The sequence below is a fragment of the Pseudomonas sp. Xaverov 259 genome (genome assembly GCF_019352915.1).
In the GTDB taxonomy this organism is placed as follows: Bacteria; Pseudomonadota; Gammaproteobacteria; order Pseudomonadales; family Pseudomonadaceae; genus Aquipseudomonas.
This window is the reverse complement of the sequence record NZ_JAAAFV010000057.1, coordinates 922,150-942,266: the sequence shown is the minus strand read 5'-3', so window position 1 is coordinate 942,266 and position 20,117 is coordinate 922,150. Positions and strand designations below refer to the sequence as shown.

The following is a 20,117-nucleotide window of genomic DNA, read 5'->3' as shown; positions in this document are numbered from 1 at the left end:
CCGCAGCCAGGGGCTGCGGCCGCCAGGGCTATCAGCGCTTGGTGTTGGAACGGATGTTCCAGCCAAACTTGATCGCGCCGCCGTCTTTGGTGCCGTCAGCTTTCTGCGGCTGGTAGTCGACCATCACTTGAGCGAAGTTCAGGGTGACGTTTTCGGTCAGGCGATCATCGGTGCCCGAGCCGCCGGTGCTCAGGGACGTGACCAGCACTTCTTCCAGGTTGATCACCATGTACTCGACCTGGCTTTCGCCGCCGGCCTTGCGCACGGTCAGCTTGACCTTGTCGATGTGCTTGCCGCTGGCGCAGTGCATCATCAGGTTGGGCGAAGCCTTGTCGACGTACTTGGTCAGCGACAGGTCCTGGATATTCACCTTGCCCGCGCCGCCGCCACCGCCCACATGCATGTTGCCGGACTGGGCCATGCCCCAGCTCCAGTTCAGCACGTCGATTTCGTCCTTGTGGGCCTTGTCCATGGACTCGCCCTTGATGTCGCCGATCTTGATGAAAATATCAACAGCCATGTTTTCTCCCTGTGTGGTCTCAGCCACAGAATTTATTAACGCTGATCGTTCCCACGCTCTGCGTGGTAACGCATCCTGTGACGCTCTGCGTCACTGGGACGCGGAGCGTCCCGGGCGGCATTCCCACGCGGAGCGTGGGAACGAGCGAGTTAGGCGCTTTTTGCCGAAGGCAGCTTCGATACCAGGCGCAGCGACACGGTCAGCCCTTCGAGCTGGTAGTGCGGGCGCAGGTAGAACTTGGAGTTGTAGTAACCCGGGTTGCCTTCGACGTCTTCCACGATCACCTCGGCGGCGGCCAACGGGTGCTGGGCCTTGGTGGTTTCGGTGGAGTGCGCAGGGTCGCCGTCGACGTAGTTGAGGATCCAGTCCTGCAACCAGCGCTGCATCTCGTCCTTCTCTTTGAAGGAACCGATCTTGTCGCGCACGATGCACTTCAAGTAGTGCGCGAAACGGCAGGTGGCGAACAGGTACGGCAGGCGCGCGGCCAGGTTGGCGTTGGCGGTGGCGTCCGGGTCGTCGTATTCGGCCGGTTTCTGCAACGACTGGGCGCCGATGAACGCGGCGAAGTCGGTGTTTTTCTTGTGCAGCAGCGGCATGAAACCGTTTTTGGCCAGCTCCGCTTCACGGCGGTCGCTGATGGCGATTTCGGTCGGGCACTTCATGTCCACGCCACCGTCATCGGTAGGGAACGTGTGGGCCGGGAGGTTTTCCACTTCACCGCCAGACTCCACGCCACGGATGCGTGAGCACCAGCCGTAGTGTTTGAACGAACGGTTGATGTTCACCGCCATCGCGTAGGCAGCGTTTGCCCAGGTGTACTTGGAGCTGTCGGCGCCGTCGGTGTTTTCTTCGAACGCGAAGGCTTCCACCGGGTCGGTCTTGGCGCCATACGGCAGGCGCGCCAGGAAGCGCGGCATGGTCAGGCCGATGTAGCGCGAGTCTTCCGATTCACGCAGCGAACGCCAGCCGGCGTATTCCGGGGTGGTGAAGATCTTGGTCAGGTCGCGCGGGTTCGACAGTTCCTGCCACGAGCCCATGCCCATCACGGTCGGCGAGGCCGCAGCGATGAACGGGGCGTGCATGGCGGCGCAGACTTTCGACAGCTCGCCCAGCAGCTCTACGTCTGGCGGGGACTGGTCGAAGTAGTAGTCGCCCACCAGGCAGCCGTAAGGTTCGCCGCCGAACTGGCCGTATTCTTCTTCGTACATCTTCTTGAAGATCGGGCTCTGGTCCCACGCCGTGCCCTTGAATTTCTTCAAGGTCTTGTGCAGTTCAGGTTTGGCGATATTGAGCACGCGAATCTTCAGCTGCTCATCGCTCTCGGTGTTGTTGACCAGGTAGTGCAGGCCACGCCAGGCGCTTTCCAGTTGCTGGAAATCCGGGTGGTGGATGATCTGGTTGACCTGGGCGGTGAGCTTGGCGTCGATGGCGGCGATGATCGATTCGATCGACTTGATCGCGTCATTGGAGACCAGGTCCGTCTGCGCCAGAGCCTGTTCGGCCAGGGTGCGTACAGCGGTTTCCACGGCTTCGCGGGCACGCTCGGTCTTGGGTTTGAATTCTTGCAGCAGCAGGTTGGCGAACTCGCTGGCTTCTTCGGTAGCCCCCAGAATCTGGGAGCCTTCGCGGGCGGTATTGTCGGTCATGATTACTGATCCCCTGCTGGCTTAGGCGCGCTGGCAAGTGCCTGAAGCAGTGCCGGGTCCTTGATCGCCTTCATGATGATTTCTTCGGCGCCAGTCTTGCCGTCCATGTAGGTCAGCAGGTTGGCCAATTGGGTGCGGGCTTCGAGCAATTGCTTGAGCGAATCGACTTTGCGGGCCACGGCGGCGGGGCTGAAGTCGTCCATGCTTTCGAAGGTGATGTCCAGGCTCAGGTTGCCTTCGCCGGTCAGCTCATTCGGTACGTGGAAGGCTACGCGTGGCTGCATGGCCTTGAGGCGCGAGTCGAAGTTGTCGACGTCCACCTCAAGGAACTTGCGATCAGCCACAGGCGCCAGCGGCTCGGCAGGCTTGCCGGCGAGGTCGGCCATCACGCCCATTACGAAGGGCAGCTGGACCTTTTTCTCGGCGCCGTAAAGCTCGACGTCGTACTCGATCTGCACTCGAGGCGCACGGTTGCGCGCGATGAATTTCTGAGAACTTTGCTTCGCCACGTTGCTGCTCCTGGTCGCTTGAGCGACGGTGTTGTTACTGCACAGTCCGGCGGCTTACTCGCCTTCCGGGCCGCGCAGGTTTTCAAATTGGGACATGCCGTCGGGGATCAGATTGCGCACGATGGCCGCAAAGTCGGCGTGCACCAGATGCTTCGCACGGTTCAACAGCACCGGCAACGGGCTCGAAGGCTCGTGCCGGGTGTAGTACGCAAGGATTTTGTCGAGGCTGCGCAGCACATCATCGCGGGTGGCGATGTCGCCCGTTGGGCGCGGTGCGGCGGGGGCGGCGGCGAAATCGGCCGAGGGGGCATCGTCTTCACTGACGGCCTCGGGTTCGCTGCTGCCTGCAGGGTCGGGTACGGCTTGATTGAGGATCTGCAGCGCCTGCTTGAGCGGCTGTTTCAACAGGCTCAGGTCCACGCCCTGGGCCGAGCCGACTTGGTCGCTGACCTGTTGTTCGATGGCTTCGCAGGCGGCGCGCGCGGCACTCAAGGCGTCGCGGGTGGCTTGCAGCTGCTCGGGGTCGCTGTCGAGGAACGCGGCGTTGAGTTGCTGGGCGCCGAGTTGTTCATCCGGGAAGTTCGACAGGCCGCTGGCGTTGAGCGCCGCGCGCAGGCTCACCGGCCCGAACGTGCGCGAGCGCGTGAGGATGCTCTCGCGCAGCAGGCGGATGGTCGCGTCGCTGGTCAAGCCAGACAGGGCGTTGATGCGCACCGTGGGGTCGTTATCGTCGTCGGCATCCAGGCGCGGGTACAGTTCGGCCCAGTATTCGCGCAGCAGCGCGTTGATCAGGTTAAGGACTTCGGCAAGCCCGGCCACACCCTGGAGGGCGAGGGAGCTTTGCAACAGGAAATGGGTGATACGCAGGTCTTTGCTGCGTTGCAACAAATCGAGGCTTTGCTGCTGGATGCTGCGCCATTGTGGTGGTTCGGCGGGCAAGATCGAGTCGCCCATGCTGCGCTCGGGTTGGCCCTTGGCATCACGTTCCAGTTGAAGGAATTGCGCGTCATATTCCAGGTCTTCGCCACAGGGCGAAGTCGCGGAAACGGCGGCGAGCAGCAACGGCACATCCACTTGATTCGATCTCCTTATCAGCCCGTTAGATGGCGGGCAATTCATGCATTAGTTGCGCAATGAACTTTGCATGTTTTCTTGGTCATATACTCAGCGTGCCACTACGGTGCCATCACTTATGTTCAAGAAGTTGTGCATTTTTGGTGTAGTAGTTACGCGTTGTCAAGGTAAGCTATTCGCCCTCTGTGACAGATGTGCGGTGTTTAACACACTGCGCGACTGACGGGTCTGACGGCGCCCCCAGACAGGATTTTTGTCACAGAAGCCGGTTAAGATCAGCAATCATGCTGACAAAAGCAGATTTTACGGTCGTTTGCACGACTTGGCAGGGTGCTTGCGGGAAGCGCTCTCCCTTGGAATAGACCGCGCGCGATGTATCAGCAAGGAGGCAAGATGTCGCTGTGTTTGACTATCACTAGTTATCACAAGATCACCCCGGGTCAATGCCCTGAAAAGTCCATGAATCAGGGCGTGATGGCTATCGGCCGCAGTTCCGACAATGACTGGGTATTGCCCGATCCAGAGCGGTTAGTCTCCTCGCAACATTGCGTTATCCAATACAAAGATGGCCGTTACTATCTAACCGATAACAGTACAAACGGAGTGGAGCTGGTTAACGCCGGTATCCGAATGCGTAGAGGGAACAGCGAGCCGTTGCAAGATGGCGAGTTGATCCGCATCGGCGATTACGAGATCCAGGCGCGTATCGATTTCAACGTGCAAGCGCTTGATAGCCAACCGTTTACTGGCGATTCGCCGAACAGTTTTGAAGCGCTGATGGGCGCGGTGGCGAACAAACCCGCACCCGTGCCTGTGATCGCGCCGCAGTTTCAGGGCGCGTCGTCGATGGACACGTTGCCCGACCTGTTCGACTTCCTCACTCCGACCACCGTACCGCCGCCTACCGTGGCGGACCACGTACCCAGCGAGCAGCACGATTTTCGTCCGCCAACGCCGGTCGCGGTGCCCGTGGTCGAAAATCCCGTGGTGTCGGGCTCGGTGATTCCCGAAGACTGGGATTTGTTCGGCGACACGCCCGCGCCCGTTGTTGCAACGCCACCGCCGGTTGCGCCACCTGAACCGCCGGCAGCGCCGGTCGTCCAGCCAACCGCCCCGGCCATCACCCAACAGCCCGACTTGCTGCAAGCCTTCCTGCGCGGCGCCGGGCTGGACCAGTTGCGCCTCGACAAGGCTCAAGCCGAAGCACAGATGGAAAGCATCGGCCGCAGCTACCGCCTAATGGTCGAAGGGTTGATCGATGTGTTGCGTGCCCGCGCCAGCCTCAAAGGCGAGTTCCGCATGCAGCAGACCATGATCCAACCGGCTGAAAACAACCCGTTGAAATTTGCGCCGAATGCTGACGAAGCCTTACTGCTGCTGCTTCGTCATGGAAACCAAGCGTTTATGGCGCCGGACATTGCCGTGCGCGACAGTTTCGACGACCTGCGCGCTCACCAACTGGCGGTGATGGCCGGTGTGGAAGCGGCGATCAAGCACCTGCTCACGCGTTTTGAACCGGCACAGCTGGAAGAACGCATGGGCAAGCCCGCCGGGCTGTCGAGCCTGTTCAACGGCTCGCGCCAGGCGCAGTACTGGCAGCAGTTCACCGAGCTCTACAGCAATATTTCCCGTGAGGCCCAGGAAGATTTCCAGGACTTGTTCGGTCGTGAATTCAGCCGGGCTTACGAAGAACACAGCGCACGACAGCGACGCTAAAACGCGCCGCAATAATGGATAAAACGGATAGCTAAGTACGTCATTGAGGACGCAGGATGATTCCCAGGTTTTTACTCGCAGCCGCCACCGCGCTGTTGCTGACGGCGTGTGCCAAGGACGCGGTCAAACCCGAGGTTGCCGCTGAGGCGCAAGCAGGCACTGCCGCCGTCGAGCTGCACTTTCACGCCATTGCCGGGCTGAACCCCGGCGCCAACGGCCAGGCCGCGCCGGTACGGGTGCGTATTTTTGAGCTGAAAAACGCCGCCACCTTCAGTCGCTCCGACTACTTCGCCTTGGCTGATCGCGCGCAATCCACCCTTGGCCTGGACCTGCTGGACCAGGATGAAGTGATGATCCAGCCCGGCCAGCAACTGAGCATTCAGCGCGACCTTGACCCCTCCACACGCCAGATCGGCTTGCTGGTGGGCTATCGCGAACTGGACCGCGCGCAATGGCGCACGGTGCTCAGCGTTCCGGCGCGCCAATACACCGAATACCAGATCAGCCTCGATGTGCGCGCCGTGCGCGCCGACGTCGTGGTTCCCCCATCCAGCCCTGCCCAATAAGAAACCCTCGGAGTCCCCATGTCCTGGAACAATCGCGTGGTCTGGTCGGAAGGCATGTTCATCGGAACGCAGCACTTCCAGCAGCATGACCGTTACCTGGAAAACCTCATCGACGCGCGCAGCCGCCCGTTGTCCGCCGGTGCCTGGGGCTTTTCCGAGTTGCTGATTGACCAGGGCCTGCTGGCCCAGGGCAAGCTGGCGATCGTGTCGGCGCGTGGCCTGTTGCCCGACGGCACACCGTTCAATATCCCCCAGGACGACCTGGCGCCGAGCCCGCTGAATATCGACGACAACCTGCGCGATGGCCTGGTGTACCTGGCGTTGCCGCTCAAGCGCGCCGGTGCGCGCGACACAGTGGATGAAGGCGAAGCGCTGGAAGCCGCGCGCTACGTCAGCCAGGTGCGCGAAGTGCGCGACGACAACGCCCCGTTTGAAAACCGCGCGCCGGTGGCCGTTGGCTCCCGAGCGCTGCGCCTGTTGACCGCCCAGGACGGCATCAGTGACTACGCCGCCATCGGCCTGGTGCGCATCAAGGAAAAACGCGCCGACCGCGCGCTGGTACTCGACGACACTTACATCCCACCGGTGCTGGACGTGGCCGCGAGCAAACCGCTGACGGCCTTTCGCAGCGAATTGCTCGGCCTGCTGCACCAGCGCGGCGAGGCCCTGGCGGGCCGCGTGGTCGCCTCGGGTGCGGGTGGGGCGTCGGAAATTGCCGATTTCATGCTGCTGCAATTGGTCAACCGGGCACAGCCGCTGATCCAGCATTTGAGCCAGTTAAGCCCGTTGCACCCAGAGCGATTCTTCAGCGAGCTGGTGAGCCTGGCCGGTGAGTTTTCGACCTTTTCAACCTCAGGTCGTCGCCCTCAGGAATACCCGCAATACCAGCACGACGACCTGTCCCTGAGCTTCGCCCCGGTGGTGGCGGCGTTGCGTGAAGCCCTGTCGATGCTGATCGACAGCAAAGCCACGCCGATCCCGATTGTGGAAAAAGCCTACGGCATCCACGTGGCCATGCTCGCCGACAAAACCCTGCTCGACAGCGCCAGTTTCATCCTCGTGGTGCGTGCCGACGTGCCCGGCGAGACCCTGCGCGCACGCTTCGGCCAGCAGAGCAAAGTCGGCTCGGTGGAACACATCCGCGACATGGTCAACCTGCAATTGCCAGGCATCGGCCTGCTGCCGTTGCCGGTTGCGCCACGCCAGATCCCGTACCACGCAGGCAGCACCTATTACGAGTTGGACCGTGGCAGCGAGCACTGGCAGCAACTGAACAACTCCGGCGGGTTTGCCTTCCATATCGCCGGGCAGTTCCCGGGCTTGAACCTGGCCTTCTGGGCGATCCGAGGATAATCCGCGATGCATCCCAATGATGATGACCGCACCCAGTTCATGCCGCGCCCAGGGGGCCGTGCGCCAGAACCTGCACGTGCTGAACCGGCACCGCTGTCGATGCCGGCGGCACCGATTCTCACCGGCAAAAGCCAGGGCCTCAACCCGCTGGAAAGCGCCGCCGGGCCGTTGTTGGCGTTGTTGACGCGCCTGCGCAACACCATCGCCCACCCAGCGCCGGCCAGCCTGCGTGCGCAGTTGCTGGCCTACCTGCGCCAGTTCGAAGAACGCGCCGAGGCCGCCGGCGTGGCGCGCAACGAAGTGCTGCTGGCGCGTTACGCGCTGTGTACGGCGCTCGATGAAGCCGTGCTTAGCACGCCGTGGGGCAGTGCCAGCGACTGGGGCAAGCAGAGCTTGTTGATCACCGTGCACAACGAAGCCTGGGGCGGCGAGAAAGTCTTCCAGTTGCTCGACCATTGCCTGCAAAGCCCGCGTGAGCGCCTGTACCTGCTGGAGCTGTTGTACCTGTGCATGTGCCTGGGTTTTGAAGGCCGCTACCGCGTGATGAACGATGGCCGCAGCCAATTGGAAGCCCTGCGTGAGCGCACCGCCGCTGCGATTCGCAGTGCGCGTGGCGAGCACGAGCGCGAGCTGTCGCCGCATTGGCGCGGCGTGACCGTGGCGCGTGATCGCCTGGCGCAATTCATGCCGCCGTGGATCGCCGTGGCTATCGGCCTGGCGCTGCTGCTGGCGTTGCTGTTTGGCTTGCGCATGAAGCTGGCGTCGGATGCGGAGCCGGTGTTCAAGAATATCCATGCCCTGGGCGAGATTCCGGTGCAGGCCATCGACCGCCCGGTGGCGCAGCCCAAAGTCATCGAGCGGCCGCGCCTGGCCGGCTTCCTGGTGGAAGACATCAAGGCGGGCCGCGTGGCGGTGGAAGACAAAGTTGACCGCTCCGTGGTGACGATCCGTGGCGATGAACTGTTCGCGTCTGCCAGCTCCAGCATCCGCGATGATTTCGAGCCGCTGATGCTGCGCATCGCCGACGCCATCCGCAAGGTCAAGGGCCAGGTGCGTGTCACCGGGCACAGCGACAATCGCCCGATTGCCACGCTGCGTTTCCCGTCCAACTGGGCATTGTCCGAAGCACGCGCCAAGTCGGTGCTGGAAATTCTGGCGGCCAAGACCGGCCAGGCGGATCGCTTCAGCGCCGAAGGCCGCAGCGACACCGAGCCGGTGGCTACCAACAGCACTGCCGAAGGCCGTGCCCGCAATCGTCGGGTTGAAATCACCGTACTGGCGGAGGGCGTCGAGTGAAGGCGTTTTTCAGTTTCATGATTCGCTGGGTGATCCCCGTACTGGGCCTGATTGCCCTGAGCCTGATCATCTGGTTTGTGGGGCCGTTGCTCGATGTGCTGATGCCGGAAGGGCGGCGCTGGGCGCTGATCATTCTGGTGTTTGCGCTGTGGATCGCCTACCGCGTAGTGCGCATTATCCAGGCGCGCCGCCAGGCCGCCGAAGTGATGCGCAGCCTCGCCGCCGAAACCCCGGCTGACCCCAACAGCGTGGCCACGGCCGAAGAGTTGTCGACCTTGCGCCAGCGCATGGACGAAGCCCTGACATTGCTGAAAAAGGCCAAGCTGGGCGGTGATGAGCGCCGCAACCTCTATGAGCTGCCGTGGTACGTGATCATCGGCCCGCCGGGTTCGGGCAAGACCACCGCGCTGGTCAATTCCGGCCTGCACTTTCCACTGGCTGCCCAGTTGGGCGCCGGTGCCGTGCGTGGCGTTGGCGGTACGCGTAACTGTGATTGGTGGTTTACCGACCAGGCCGTTTTGCTCGATACCGCTGGCCGCTACACCACCCAGGACAGCAACTCCACAGTGGATAAAGCCGCGTGGCTGGGCTTTCTCGACCTGCTCAAAAAGCAGCGTTCGCGTCGGCCCATTGATGGCGCGTTTATCGCCATCAGCCTCTCGGATCTGCTGCTCGGTACGGATGCCGAACGCGCCGCCCATGCCGCCGCGATTCGCCTGCGGATCCAGGAGCTGTACACCCAGTTGGGCGTGCGTTTCCCGATCTACCTGATGCTGACCAAGCTCGACCTGGTGCCGGGCTTTATGGAGTTCTTCGACAACCTGAGCAAGGAAGACCGCGCCCAGGTGTGGGGCATGACCTTCGCCCTGGACGACGGCAAAAACAGCGACAGCCCGCTGGCCCATCTGCAAAGCGAATTCGCGGGCCTGGAACAGCGGCTTAACGAACGGCTGGTGGAACGCCTGCAACAAGAGCGCGACCCGGCACGGCGCGACCTGATCTACGGCTTCCCGCAGCAGTTCGGCGCGTTGAAAGATTGCCTGCAAAGCTTCCTCGAAGGCGTGTTCAAACCCAATGCCTTCGAAGAGCGCGTGTTGCTGCGCGGCGTGTACTTCACCAGCGGCACCCAGGAAGGCAGCCCGATTGATCGCCTGATCGGCGCCATGGCCCAGAGCATGAACCTGGACCGCCAGCACCTGGCGCGTCAGAGCGGCACCGGGCGCAGTTATTTCATCGAAAAACTCTTCACTGCCGTGGCGTTTGCCGAGCGTGGGTTGGTGGGTGTGAACCCGAAAGTCGAGCGCCGTCGCAAGTGGATTGCACGCGGTGTGCTGGCAGCTACCGTCGCCTTGGTGGTGGTGGTCAGTGGCCTGTGGTGGGTGAGTTATCGCGCCAACCAGGCGTATATCGCCCAGGTTGATCAGAAGGTCGCGCCGCTGGGCCAGGTCGTACAGAACCTCAGCCCGGCGCAGCGCGAAGTGCTGGCCGTGTTGCCGTTGCTCAACGCGGTGAAGAGCCTTGCGGGTGATTCGCCGAGTTGGTCAGAAGGCCTGGGCCTGTATCAGGGCGACATGCTTGAAGCCGAATCCGCCAGCGTCTACCGCAAGCTATTGATCGCCGTGTTCGCGCCGCGACTCGTGACGCGCATCGAAGAACAACTGCACGGCGGCGGCACGTCCGACTTCCTTTACGAGGGTCTCAAGGCCTATCTGATGCTCGCCGACAGCGAGCATTACGACCCGGACTTCATCAAGGCCTGGATCGCCCTGGACTGGGACCGCAACCTGCCACGTGACCTGCCGGCCGATCAGCGCCAGGCGTTGACCGGGCACTTGCAGGCGCTGTTCGACCGCCACCCGCCCAATGCGCGTCTTGACCCACGCTTGATCGACGACCTGCGTCGCCAGTTGCAACAGCTGCCGGTTGCACAGCGTGTTTACGACCGGGTCAAACGCCAGAAACTGCCCGAGGGCATTGCGGACTTTCGCCTCAACGAAGCCGCCGGCCGTGATGCTGCGCTGGTGTTCAGCCGTAAAAGCGGCAAGCCATTGGGCGAACCGCTGAGTGGGTTCTTCACCGCCAAAGGCTATCGCCAGGCGTTCCTGTTCAGCAGCCTGAACCAGAGCGGCACCCTGGCCGAAGAGCAATGGGTGCTGGGCCGCGAGCAAGCCGATCAGCAGAACGTGGTGAGCCTGGCCGCCGATGTGCGCCGCCTGTACTTCCAGGACTACCAGCGCCAGTGGGATGCGTTGCTTGCGGACATCGACTTTGTGCCGATCACCAGCGTGGCCCAGGCGGCCGATGTGCTGCGGGTAATTTCCGGCCCGACCTCGCCGCTGAAAAAACTGCTGGTAGCTGTCGCCAAAGAGACTGACCTGCAGGCTGAAGAACGCCAACTGGCCGCCGAAGGCGTGCCGGTAGAAGGCGGTGTCGACAAGCTCAAGGAGCGCCTCGGCAGCCTGCTCGGCCAGGAGCAACCGACGGCCAATGCACCTGCCGCTGCGGATGACCCGGTGACCGCGCACTTTGCCGAACTCAATAGCATCGTCAGCAAAAACGAAGGCGAACCAGCGGCCATCGACGGTCTGCTGGCGGACATGAACGCGCTGTATGTGCAAGTCAGCGCCATGGTCGGCGCCAGTGGCGACGCCTTGCTCGGCGAAGCCAAGAACCAGGCGGCGGCTGCGGCCACGCGGGTCAGCCTGAATGCCGAACGCCAGCCGCCGCTGGTGCTGGGCATGGTTAAGTCGGTGGTCAACTCCACCACCAACAGCATGATGGGCGGGGTGCGTAACCAGCTGAATGCGGCGTGGGTGAGTGAAGTGGTCAACGTGTATCGCCAGTCTCTGGCGGGGCGTTATCCGATGTCGCCGGGCAGCGCGCGGGACGCCACGCTGGATGACTTCGGCCAGTTCTTCGGCGTGGGCGGGGTGATGGATAACTACTTCCGCAAATACCTGCAGCCTTACGTGGATACGTCCGCGCAGACCTGGCGCTGGCAGCCGGGCGCGGCGCAGAAGCTTGGGATTGCACCGGGCGTGCTGCAAACCTTCCAGCGTGCGGCGGCTATTCGTGACGCGTTCTTTAGATCGGGGGGCACTCAGCCGATCGTGCGTTTCGAGCTCAAGCCGGTGTCGATGGACCCGACCATCACCCAGTTCCTGCTCGACCTCGACGGCCAGCAACTGAGCTACGACCACGGCCCCAGCCGCCCGGTGGCGATGCAATGGCCAAACCCCGGCAGCATCGGCGTGGTGCGTATTTCGATCATGCCGCCGTCAGCCAGCGGCCGTTCCGGCGTGACCCTGGACGGCCCTTGGGCGTGGTTCCGTCTGTTGGAGCAGTCGGACCTGAGCGCCGGCAATTCGCCGGACCGCTTCAACCTGCGTCTGCGGGTCGATGGCGCGAGCATCGCCTACGAGTTGCGCGCCAACAGCGCCTTCAACCCGTTCAAGAGCCGCGTACTCAGTGGCTTCAGCCTGCCGGAGCGGTTATGACCACGCTCGGCTTCTACGGCAAGTTGGCCAGCCGCGGTGACTTTGTCAGCCGCGCCTTGCCGCAGAGTTTTATCGGCCCGTGGGACAGCTGGCTGGCCGCAGGTTTGCTCGCCAGCCAGAACAGCCTGGGCGGCGATTGGCTCAACGTCTATCTGGTCAGCCCGTTGTGGCGTTTTGTGTTGGCGCCGGGCGTGTGCGGGCCGGATGCGGCGACGGGTGTGGTGATGCCGAGCATTGATCGGGTCGGGCGCTATTTCCCGTTGGCGGTGGTGGCGTTGCTCGATCACGACACTAATCCGGCGTCCCTGGTGGGCGGGCCGGATACATGGTTTGAGCAGGCCGAAGAGCTGTTGCTCAGCAGCCTGGATGCTGGCACGACCTTTGAAAGTTTCAACGACGGCCTCGATAACCTGGGCATCCCGGCCAGTAGGCCGCGTGCGGTGGGCAGCCGCTTCGCGGGCCTGCAACGGGTCGCCGCCACCGTGCCCCACAGCCGCATGACCGCACTGGCCGAGCAGGCCTGTGAAGGCGCCAGCCTGTGGTGGGGCCGTGGTTCAGAACGTATTTCCCCAGGTTTATTGCGGTGCCAGGGTTTGCCTGCTGCCGGCGATTTTGCGCAGTTTTTGCTCGGACAAGAAGGTGTGGTGTAGATGGGGGCGACGTTTAAATCCGCGAGCAAAAGCCATGTGGGCATGGTGCGCCAGGTCAATGAAGATGCGTGCCTGGACCTGCCGGAAAACCGCCTGTGGGTGGTAGCCGATGGCATGGGCGGGCATGCGGCCGGCGATTACGTCAGCAGCTTGATCGTCGACAGCCTGCGCAATGTGCCGGTAGGGCGCTCTCTGGATGAATATTCGGCGGCGCTGCGCAATGACCTGATCCGCATCAACGCCAGCGTGCGTGAGGAAACCGCCAACCGTGGCGTGACCATGATGGGCAGTACCGTGGTGGTGCTCGCCGCACGTGGCCTGCGTGGCGTGTGTTTATGGGCTGGCGACAGTCGCCTGTACCGCCTGCGCGAGGGGCAGTTGGACAGCATTTCCCGCGATCACAGCTACGTGCAAGACCTGCAAGACAGCGGCCTGCTCAGCGAAGCCGACGCGCGCGTGCATCCTCGCGCCAATATCGTCACCCGCGCGGTGGGGGTGGAAGCCCAGCTGGAAGTGGCGGTGGCTGACCTGTTGATTTCCCCCGGCGACAGCTACCTGCTGTGCAGCGATGGCCTGAACAAGACCGTCGAAGATTATGAAATTCGTGAAGTGCTGAGCCACGACGCGCCGGACGAAATCGTGCGCAGCCTGGTGCACCTGGGGCTCAACCGTGGCGCGCCGGACAATATCACTGCCATTGTCGTGAAGGTCTCGCCATGAATATTGTGATCCCGGGCTACGACATCGAAGGCGAGATCGGCGAAGGCGCCATGGCCAGCGTGTACCTGGCGACCCAGCGCTCGCTGGAGCGCAAGGTGGCCTTGAAGGTGATGGCGGCGGCGCTGGCGGCCGACCCGAGTTTTTGCGAGCGTTTTCTGCGTGAGGGGAAGACCCTGGCGCGTTTGTCGCACCCGCACACGGTGACCATCCATGACATCGGCAATGTCGGTGAGCTGTACTACATGGCCATGGAATACCTGCCTAACGGCACGCTCAAAGAGCGCATCGCCGCCGGCCTGACGCCGGAGCAGGGCGTGACGCTGATCCGCCAGATTGCTTCGGCGTTGGGCTATGCGCATGCCCAAGGGCTGGTACACCGCGACGTCAAACCGGCGAACATCCTGTTTCGCGCTGACGGCACTGCCGTGCTCTCGGACTTCGGCATCGCCAAGTCCCTGGACGATCGCACCCAGTTCACTCAAGCCGGCTTTGCCGTGGGCACGCCGAGCTACATGAGCCCGGAGCAGGCGCGTGGCCAGGAAATCGATGGCCGCGCCGACCTGTATGCGTTGGGCGTGGTGCTCTACGAGATTCTCGTCGGCAAGCTGCCGTACAACGGCACCGATGCGCTTTCGACGGCGTTGGCGCACCTGACCGAGCCGTTGCCGGAATTGCCGGTGCACCATGGCCGTTATCAGGACGTGCTACGCAAACTGCTGGCCAAGGATCCGGCCGAGCGTTTTCCGGATGCGGCGGCGTTGCTGCGCGCGCTGGACCAACTGCCGGCAGATTCGCCGGAAGCCACGCTGGTGCGGCCGTTGCCGATTCCGCTGAGTTTTGACTTGGCCGGAATGACGCCAGTTTCCATTGAGATTCCGACCGAAAAACCCCAGCCGCAACCGGTGCGTCAGCCGGTGGTGACGCCAACGCAACACCGCGCTGTGTCCGAGCAGCGCCGTGGACCTGTGTTGGCGCTGGCGGCTGTAGCCGTGGCGGTTGCGCTGGCCATTGGTGGCGCCAGTTATTGGTGGCTGAGTGGCAGCGATGAACCTGCCAAACCGCCCGTTGCCGTAGTGCCCAAGACCACACCGCCGCCGCAGGTAAAACCGGTGGTAGCCGAGGCGGATGGCGGCCAGCGGCCGTTGCTGATGGCTGGTAAAAAGACCTTGTTCCAGCGCGTACTCAGCAAGCCGGGCGCCAAGCTGTCCCATGATGCCGGTGGTGCAGCAGGTGAAGCCCTGCCGGCGTTTTCGGTGCTCTACGTTTACCAGCGCAAAGACATTGACGGCAGCCCGTGGGTGCGCGTCGGTGCCGCTACCGATGGGCGCAGCGATGGTTGGTTGCCCGCCGCTCAAGTCAGCGACTGGAAGCAAAGCCTGGTGCTCAAGTTCACCGAGCGTTCGGGTCGAGCGCCAGTGATGTTCCTGCGCCAATCGACGCAGGTGGAAAAGCTGCTGGCTGATCCCGCCGCCGCCAAAAACGTATTGGCCAAGGCGCAGAAGAACAGCGACGACAATCAACAGGTGCTGGCGCTTGAGCCGACGGCCAGCGCCGTGCCGCAAAACCAGTTTTACCTGCTGCCGATTTTTGATTCCAAAGAGAGCTTCGACGAAAACGGCCAGCCGGTGCAGTTACTCAATGTGGCGTCCATCGACCCGGGCAGCACGGCGGCCAGGCCGGCCACCAAAGCGATCGCCGCGGACGCTTTCCGCACGGCGGTGGTGTTGGTGGTCGACACCACGGTTTCGATGCAGCCTTACATCGATCAGGTTCGCGATGTGGTGCATGAGCTGCAAACCCGCATTGCCGAGCGCGGCGAGCTTGATAGCGTGAGCTTCGGGCTGGTGGGCTTTCGCAACAGCATCAAGAAAACCCCCGGTTTGGAATACGTCGCCAAGACGCTTATCACCCTGGATCAGGGCCGCGACCCGCAGCGCTTCCTCGACATGGCGCGTCAGGTCAAAGCGTCCACGGTGTCCAGCCATTCGTTCAACGAAGATGCATTTGCAGGGGTCATGCAGGCGGTCGATGGCATGGACTGGTCCGGCTATGGCGGGCGCATCATTCTGCTGGTCACCGATGCCGGTGCGCTGCGCAAAAACGATCCGTTCGCCGCCACCCAGATGAACGAAGCCGAAGTGCGTCAGGCGGCACTCGGCAAGCAGATCAAGATTTACGCCCTGCACCTGCGCACCGACGCCGGCAAGAAAACCCACGCCGGTGCCGAAACCCAGTACCGCGTGCTCACCGCCGACGCCAACCCGCAGATCGGCGACCTCTACACGCCGGTACCCGGTGGGGATGTGCACAAGCTGGGTGAGCGGGTGGATGAGATCGGCACGGTGTTCGCCAATCTGGTGCACCAAGTCCGCAGCGACACGCAGCAACCGGTACCGTTGCTGAGCGGCGCGCCGAGCCTGGCGGATAAATCCGCAGCGGTCGGCTACGCCATGCACATGGACTTCCTTGGCCGCAAAACCGCAAGCCAGGCGCCGCAACTGGTCAGCGCCTGGACCGCCGACCGCGACCTGACCAACCCGGCGCTGCCGGCGTTCCAGGTGTGCGTGATGCTCACCAAGTTGCAGCTCAACGACCTGCAGCAATCGCTGAAACTGATCGTGGATGCCGCGCGCAAAACCCAGACCTCGCCCAAGGACTTCTTCCAGGAAATTGCCAGCGCTTCGGCTTATATGAGCCGTGACCCGCAGGCCCTGCGCAAGGGCGGCAACCTGGCCGATGGCGGCCTGCTCGGCGAGTACCTGGAAGGCCTGCCGTATCGCAGCAAGTCGCTGAACATGACCCAGGATTTGTGGTTGTCGCTGAGCGTGGCCGAGCAGGAAGACTTTATCGACGAGCTGGATTCGAAAATCCGCCTCTACGAAACCTTCCACAATGACGTGGCCAACTGGGTCCGTTTCGGCGATGCCGAGCCGGGCGATGCGTTGTACCGCGTGCCGTTGTCGACGCTGCCGTAATGCTGAATTTGAGCGCGGTACACAAAAGCCGGGGCACGGGGAGCCAGCGTTACAGCCTGCTGATTCCGGCCTTGCAGCTGCGTGCCGGTGAGCAGTTGGCGATTGTCGGGCCCAGTGGTTGCGGCAAAAGCACCTTGCTGGATCTGTTGGCGCTGGTGTTGGCGCCGGATCACGTTGGACAGTTTGAATTTCACCAGGCCGACATCGGTGGGCTGTGGCGTGCCGATCAGCAATCCACACTGGCTGCGCTGCGCTGCCAGCACTTGGGTTATGTGCTGCAAACCGGCGGCCTGCTGGGCTTTCTCGATGTGCGCAGCAATATCGCCTTGTCGCGGCAATTGCTCGGTTTGAAAGATGATGGCAGCGTGGCGCGCCTGGCCCAACAGCTGGAGATCAGCGACCAGTTGGCGAAGAAACCGGCGGATTTGTCAGTAGGCCAACGCCAGCGCGTGAGTTGCGCCCGTGCCCTGGCCCATGCGCCGCAGCTGGTGCTGGCGGATGAGCCGACCGCGTCGCTGGACCCGCTGAATGCCGAGCGCGTGATGCAAGCGCTGCTGGCCCAGGCCCGCGAACAGCGTGCCGCCTGCGTGATCGCCACCCATGACGAACCCTTGGCCCGCGCCAGTGGCTTGCAGGTACGGCGCATCGGTTGCCGTCGTGACCCTGATGGCGGCGTCACGGCCATGCTCGGGGAGGTGTGCTGATGCGCATCGGCTTGGTGGCGTCGCTGGCTTGGCAGGATTACCGCAATGACGCCTGGCTGTCGGCCTGTTCGGTGCTGGCGCTGGTGGCGGTGATCGCGCCCTTACTCGTGTTATTCGGCCTGAAATTTGGACTGGTTGGCAGTTTGACCGAACGCTTGGAGACCGACCCGGCCACCCGTGAAATTATCCCATTGGGCGGTGGCCGATTCAGCCGCGAATTTATCCAGCAGCTTGGCCAGCGCAGCGATGTGGCGTTTGCCGTGCCGCGCACCCGGCAAATCGCGGCGACTGCGCAGGTGGGTACGCTGACGTTGGAAATGCTGCCGACGGCGGCGGGTGATCCATTACTCAGCGGTTTGCCGATGCCCAGGGGCCTGGACCAGATCGTGCTGAGCCACACCGCCGCCGAAAAGCTCGCGGCGCGGCCTGGCGACTGGCTGGAAACCAGTTTTGCACGGCAAGTGGCGGGGCGCGTCGAAGCCCAGCGTATGCGCCTGCAAGTGCTGGCGGTGTTGCCGTTGGAAGCCTTCGCCCGCGATGGCTTGTTAGCGGATCTGGGCTTGCTGGAAGCGGCGGAAGATTACCGCGATGGCCGTGCCGTACCGGCGTTGGGCTGGGACGGGGATGTAGTTGGGGTGAGCGAGCAGCGTGTGTATCCGGCGTTTCGACTTTACGCGCGCAACCTCGTCGATGTGGAGCCGCTGCGGATGTATTTCGCCGGGCAGAATCTGCTGGTGTCGACTCAGGCACAGACCATTGCCCAAGTGCAGTCGTTGAGCCGCAACCTGTCGTTAGTGTTCTGGATTATTGCCGGGTTGGCCTTGGCCGGGGCGTTTGCAGCGATCTTCGCCGGGACGCTGGCGGCGGTTGCACGCAAGCGGCGGGAATTGTCGGTGTTGCGCCTGCTGGGGTTTTCCACCGGCGCGCTGTTGTTGTTTGTGGTGTTGCAGGCGCTGTACAGCGCAGGGTTTGCCGCCGTGCTCAGCGCCGGGCTGTATGGCCTGGCCGAGGCAGCTTTGAATAAATTATTTGTGCAGGTGCCGGGCGAATACGCCAGTCACCTGCTGGCGCGTCACTACGGCCTGGCCCTGGTTGCAATCCTCGGCGTCAGCGCCGTGGCGGCGGCTTGTGGCGGTTGGCGAGTGGCGCGGGTCCAGGCTTCTGAAGGAATCAGAGATGTATAAGTTACTGGGCGCTTGTGTGGCGCTGAGCTTGGCTTCGCTGGCGTGGGCCGATGAGGCGAGTGACAAACTCGATAACCCTAAACCGTTGCCCGATGACGTGAGCCTGCCGCTGCCCTGCGAAGGCAACATGGTGTTTCGCTACGCTTACGTGCTGGCCCAAGGCACGCTGGATGACCGCGAGATCAGCCTCGGTTACCCCTTTGCCGAAGGCGAGGCGGGTTATCAGCAATCGTTTATTTCCGGCTATCGCCGCGACTTTATCAATGGCCAGTTCACCCTCAAGGACTTGCCCAAGGGCTGGAACACAGTCATCGCGCCGTTGATGCCGAAAACCGACGCCAAAACCCCGCTCAAGCCGATGCTGTATTTCATCGGCAAGTACGAAGTGACGGCCCGCCAGTATGCGCAGGTGATGTCCCAGGCACAGTCACTGGCCAGCGGCGAACCGGCTCCGGCCTGTGATGCACCGACCGGCATGGCCGCGCGTTTGCCCAAGGTAAAACTGTCGCGTTTCGAGGCTGAACGTTTTTCGGCGGTGTACAGCGCCTGGCTGATGAAATACCACCGTGAGTTGCTGCCGGTGAGTGGTCGCGGTTCTTCGGCCGAAGATGGCGGCCTGGGTTTTGTGCGCCTGCCCACCGAAGTGGAATGGGAATACGCCGCACGCGGTGGCCAGGCGGTGAGCCGTCAAGAGCTGGAAGGGCGCCTGTTCCCACGCCGCGTCGAAGGCAGCGAAAGCGACGGCCCGCTGGGAGATTACGCGGTGTTCAACCAGGTCGCCGGCGGCACCGGTCAGGCGGCGCGCTTGATGCCCATCGGTACCAAATTGCCCAACCCTATCGGCCTGTTTGACGTGATCGGCAACGCGGCAGAAATGGTCCAGGAATCGTTCCAGCTGGTGCATGCCGGGCGCCGCCAGGGCACCTACGGCGGGTTTGTGGTCAAGGGTGGCAACTACCTGGAAGGCGAGGGCACGCTGTTTACCGGCATGCGCCGCGAGTACCCGTTGTTCGCGGCCGATGGCACCGAACAAAGCAACGAAACCACCGGTTTTCGCGTGGCAATCGGTGCACTGTCGGCGCCGCGCTCGCGCTACAAGGAACTGTTTGCCCAGTGGCAGAAAGAAGGCCGCCTGGCCTCGCTGACTGACGCCATCGATGACGCCCAGGACCCGACCAAGCGCCTGGACAGCATCATCGCCGCCAGCGTCGACCCCAAGCTGCAAGCCGAACTCGGCCTGGTCAACGAAGAGCTGAAACGCAACGTCTCGATGATTGCCAAGCAACGCGAAGAAGCGGCGGGCAACCTTATCCAGTCGGCCGCGTTGGTGGCCGAGACCATCAGCAACTACAACATCCGCCTGGCCAACTTGCAGAAGAGCCGCCAGCAGGCCAAAGACAACAAGGATGAGGCCAGCGCGCAACTGTTCGACATGGCCATCACTAATGGCCGCAGCGCCCTCGACGGCGCGGTGGCGATTTATATCGACAACCTGGCAACCGGCACGCGCTACACCGATGCGGTGATCCAGGCCCAGTTTCAAAGGATCAAGGAAGAGTTGGATCGCAAGCCAGTGCTCGGCAAGAGCCTGGTGACGCGCGCGACACTGTTCGTTCGCCATGTCGGCAACTACCGCAAGCAACAGCGGGCCGACCCGGCAGCGATCTTGAAGGAACTGCTCGCAGCGAGCGGTCAGCGGTCTTGACC

At 62.8% G+C, this 20,117-nt stretch carries 15 protein-coding genes; 11 read left to right on the top strand and 4 right to left on the bottom strand.

Translation table 11 applies throughout. The annotated features are described in order from the left end of the window. Nucleotides 1–31: 31 nt before the first annotated feature. The 4 genes from K0H48_RS27200 to tssA form a co-directional block, all read right to left on the bottom strand. The gene (locus K0H48_RS27200) at nucleotides 32–520 is read right to left on the bottom strand and encodes a type VI secretion system tube protein Hcp (protein WP_005792512.1); all 489 of its coding nucleotides are present in this window, start codon (nucleotides 518–520) and stop codon (nucleotides 32–34) included. A 149-nt stretch (nucleotides 521–669) separates the two neighbouring features. After that, a complete protein-coding gene (gene tssC / locus K0H48_RS27195; RefSeq protein WP_017135822.1) occupies nucleotides 670–2,166 on the bottom strand; it encodes a type VI secretion system contractile sheath large subunit in 1,497 nt (498 codons plus the stop codon). A gap of 2 nt (nucleotides 2,167–2,168) precedes the next feature. Further along, nucleotides 2,169–2,675, bottom strand: coding sequence for a type VI secretion system contractile sheath small subunit (gene tssB, locus K0H48_RS27190; protein ID WP_017135823.1), 507 nt, complete (start codon nucleotides 2,673–2,675; stop codon nucleotides 2,169–2,171). A 54-nt stretch (nucleotides 2,676–2,729) separates the two neighbouring features. Beyond that, the gene (tssA, locus tag K0H48_RS27185) at nucleotides 2,730–3,749 is read right to left on the bottom strand and encodes a type VI secretion system protein TssA (RefSeq protein WP_219270104.1); all 1,020 of its coding nucleotides are present in this window, start codon (nucleotides 3,747–3,749) and stop codon (nucleotides 2,730–2,732) included. A 393-nt stretch (nucleotides 3,750–4,142) separates the two neighbouring features. On the opposite strand from tssA, the gene tagH reads away from it, so the two are divergent. From tagH to K0H48_RS27130, 11 genes are read left to right on the top strand one after another with little or no spacing between them, the layout of a single operon-like run. Then, nucleotides 4,143–5,465 carry a type VI secretion system-associated FHA domain protein TagH gene (tagH, locus tag K0H48_RS27180; RefSeq protein WP_219270102.1) on the top strand — a complete coding sequence of 441 codons (1,323 nt, stop codon included), beginning with the start codon at nucleotides 4,143–4,145 and terminating at the stop codon, nucleotides 5,463–5,465. 56 nt (nucleotides 5,466–5,521) lie between these two features. Beyond that, nucleotides 5,522–6,031: a type VI secretion system lipoprotein TssJ gene (gene tssJ, locus K0H48_RS27175; protein WP_138813286.1), complete on the top strand. Its 510-nt coding sequence runs from the start codon at nucleotides 5,522–5,524 to the stop codon at nucleotides 6,029–6,031. Nucleotides 6,032–6,049: 18 nt separating this feature from the next. Next, entirely contained in the window at nucleotides 6,050–7,384 is a 1,335-nt protein-coding gene (tssK, locus tag K0H48_RS27170) for a type VI secretion system baseplate subunit TssK (RefSeq protein ID WP_219270100.1), read from the top strand. A 6-nt stretch (nucleotides 7,385–7,390) separates the two neighbouring features. Beyond that, nucleotides 7,391–8,680 carry a DotU family type VI secretion system protein gene (locus K0H48_RS27165; RefSeq protein WP_058421128.1) on the top strand — a complete coding sequence of 430 codons (1,290 nt, stop codon included), beginning with the start codon at nucleotides 7,391–7,393 and terminating at the stop codon, nucleotides 8,678–8,680. Then, on the top strand, nucleotides 8,677–12,177 hold the full coding sequence (gene tssM / locus K0H48_RS27160) for a type VI secretion system membrane subunit TssM (RefSeq protein ID WP_219270096.1): 3,501 nt from the start codon (nucleotides 8,677–8,679) through the stop codon (nucleotides 12,175–12,177). The genes K0H48_RS27165 and tssM overlap by 4 nt, the downstream gene beginning before the upstream one ends. Continuing rightward, on the top strand, nucleotides 12,174–12,827 hold the full coding sequence (tagF, locus tag K0H48_RS27155; RefSeq protein ID WP_219270094.1) for a type VI secretion system-associated protein TagF: 654 nt from the start codon (nucleotides 12,174–12,176) through the stop codon (nucleotides 12,825–12,827). Before tssM ends, tagF begins: the two co-directional genes overlap by 4 nt. Continuing rightward, the gene (locus tag K0H48_RS27150; RefSeq protein WP_219270090.1) at nucleotides 12,828–13,547 is read left to right on the top strand and encodes a PP2C family serine/threonine-protein phosphatase; all 720 of its coding nucleotides are present in this window, start codon (nucleotides 12,828–12,830) and stop codon (nucleotides 13,545–13,547) included. Beyond that, nucleotides 13,544–16,522, top strand: a complete 2,979-nt coding sequence (locus K0H48_RS27145) for a serine/threonine-protein kinase (RefSeq protein WP_219270088.1) — start codon at nucleotides 13,544–13,546, stop codon at nucleotides 16,520–16,522. The genes K0H48_RS27150 and K0H48_RS27145 overlap by 4 nt, the downstream gene beginning before the upstream one ends. Continuing rightward, nucleotides 16,522–17,226, top strand: a complete 705-nt coding sequence (locus K0H48_RS27140; RefSeq protein ID WP_219270086.1) for an ABC transporter ATP-binding protein — start codon at nucleotides 16,522–16,524, stop codon at nucleotides 17,224–17,226. Before K0H48_RS27145 ends, K0H48_RS27140 begins: the two co-directional genes overlap by 1 nt. Continuing rightward, nucleotides 17,226–18,410: an FtsX-like permease family protein gene (locus tag K0H48_RS27135; RefSeq protein ID WP_219270084.1), complete on the top strand. Its 1,185-nt coding sequence runs from the start codon at nucleotides 17,226–17,228 to the stop codon at nucleotides 18,408–18,410. The genes K0H48_RS27140 and K0H48_RS27135 overlap by 1 nt, the downstream gene beginning before the upstream one ends. Beyond that, the gene (locus K0H48_RS27130) at nucleotides 18,403–20,115 is read left to right on the top strand and encodes an SUMF1/EgtB/PvdO family nonheme iron enzyme (protein ID WP_219270082.1); all 1,713 of its coding nucleotides are present in this window, start codon (nucleotides 18,403–18,405) and stop codon (nucleotides 20,113–20,115) included. Before K0H48_RS27135 ends, K0H48_RS27130 begins: the two co-directional genes overlap by 8 nt. Nucleotides 20,116–20,117: the final 2 nt, after the last annotated feature.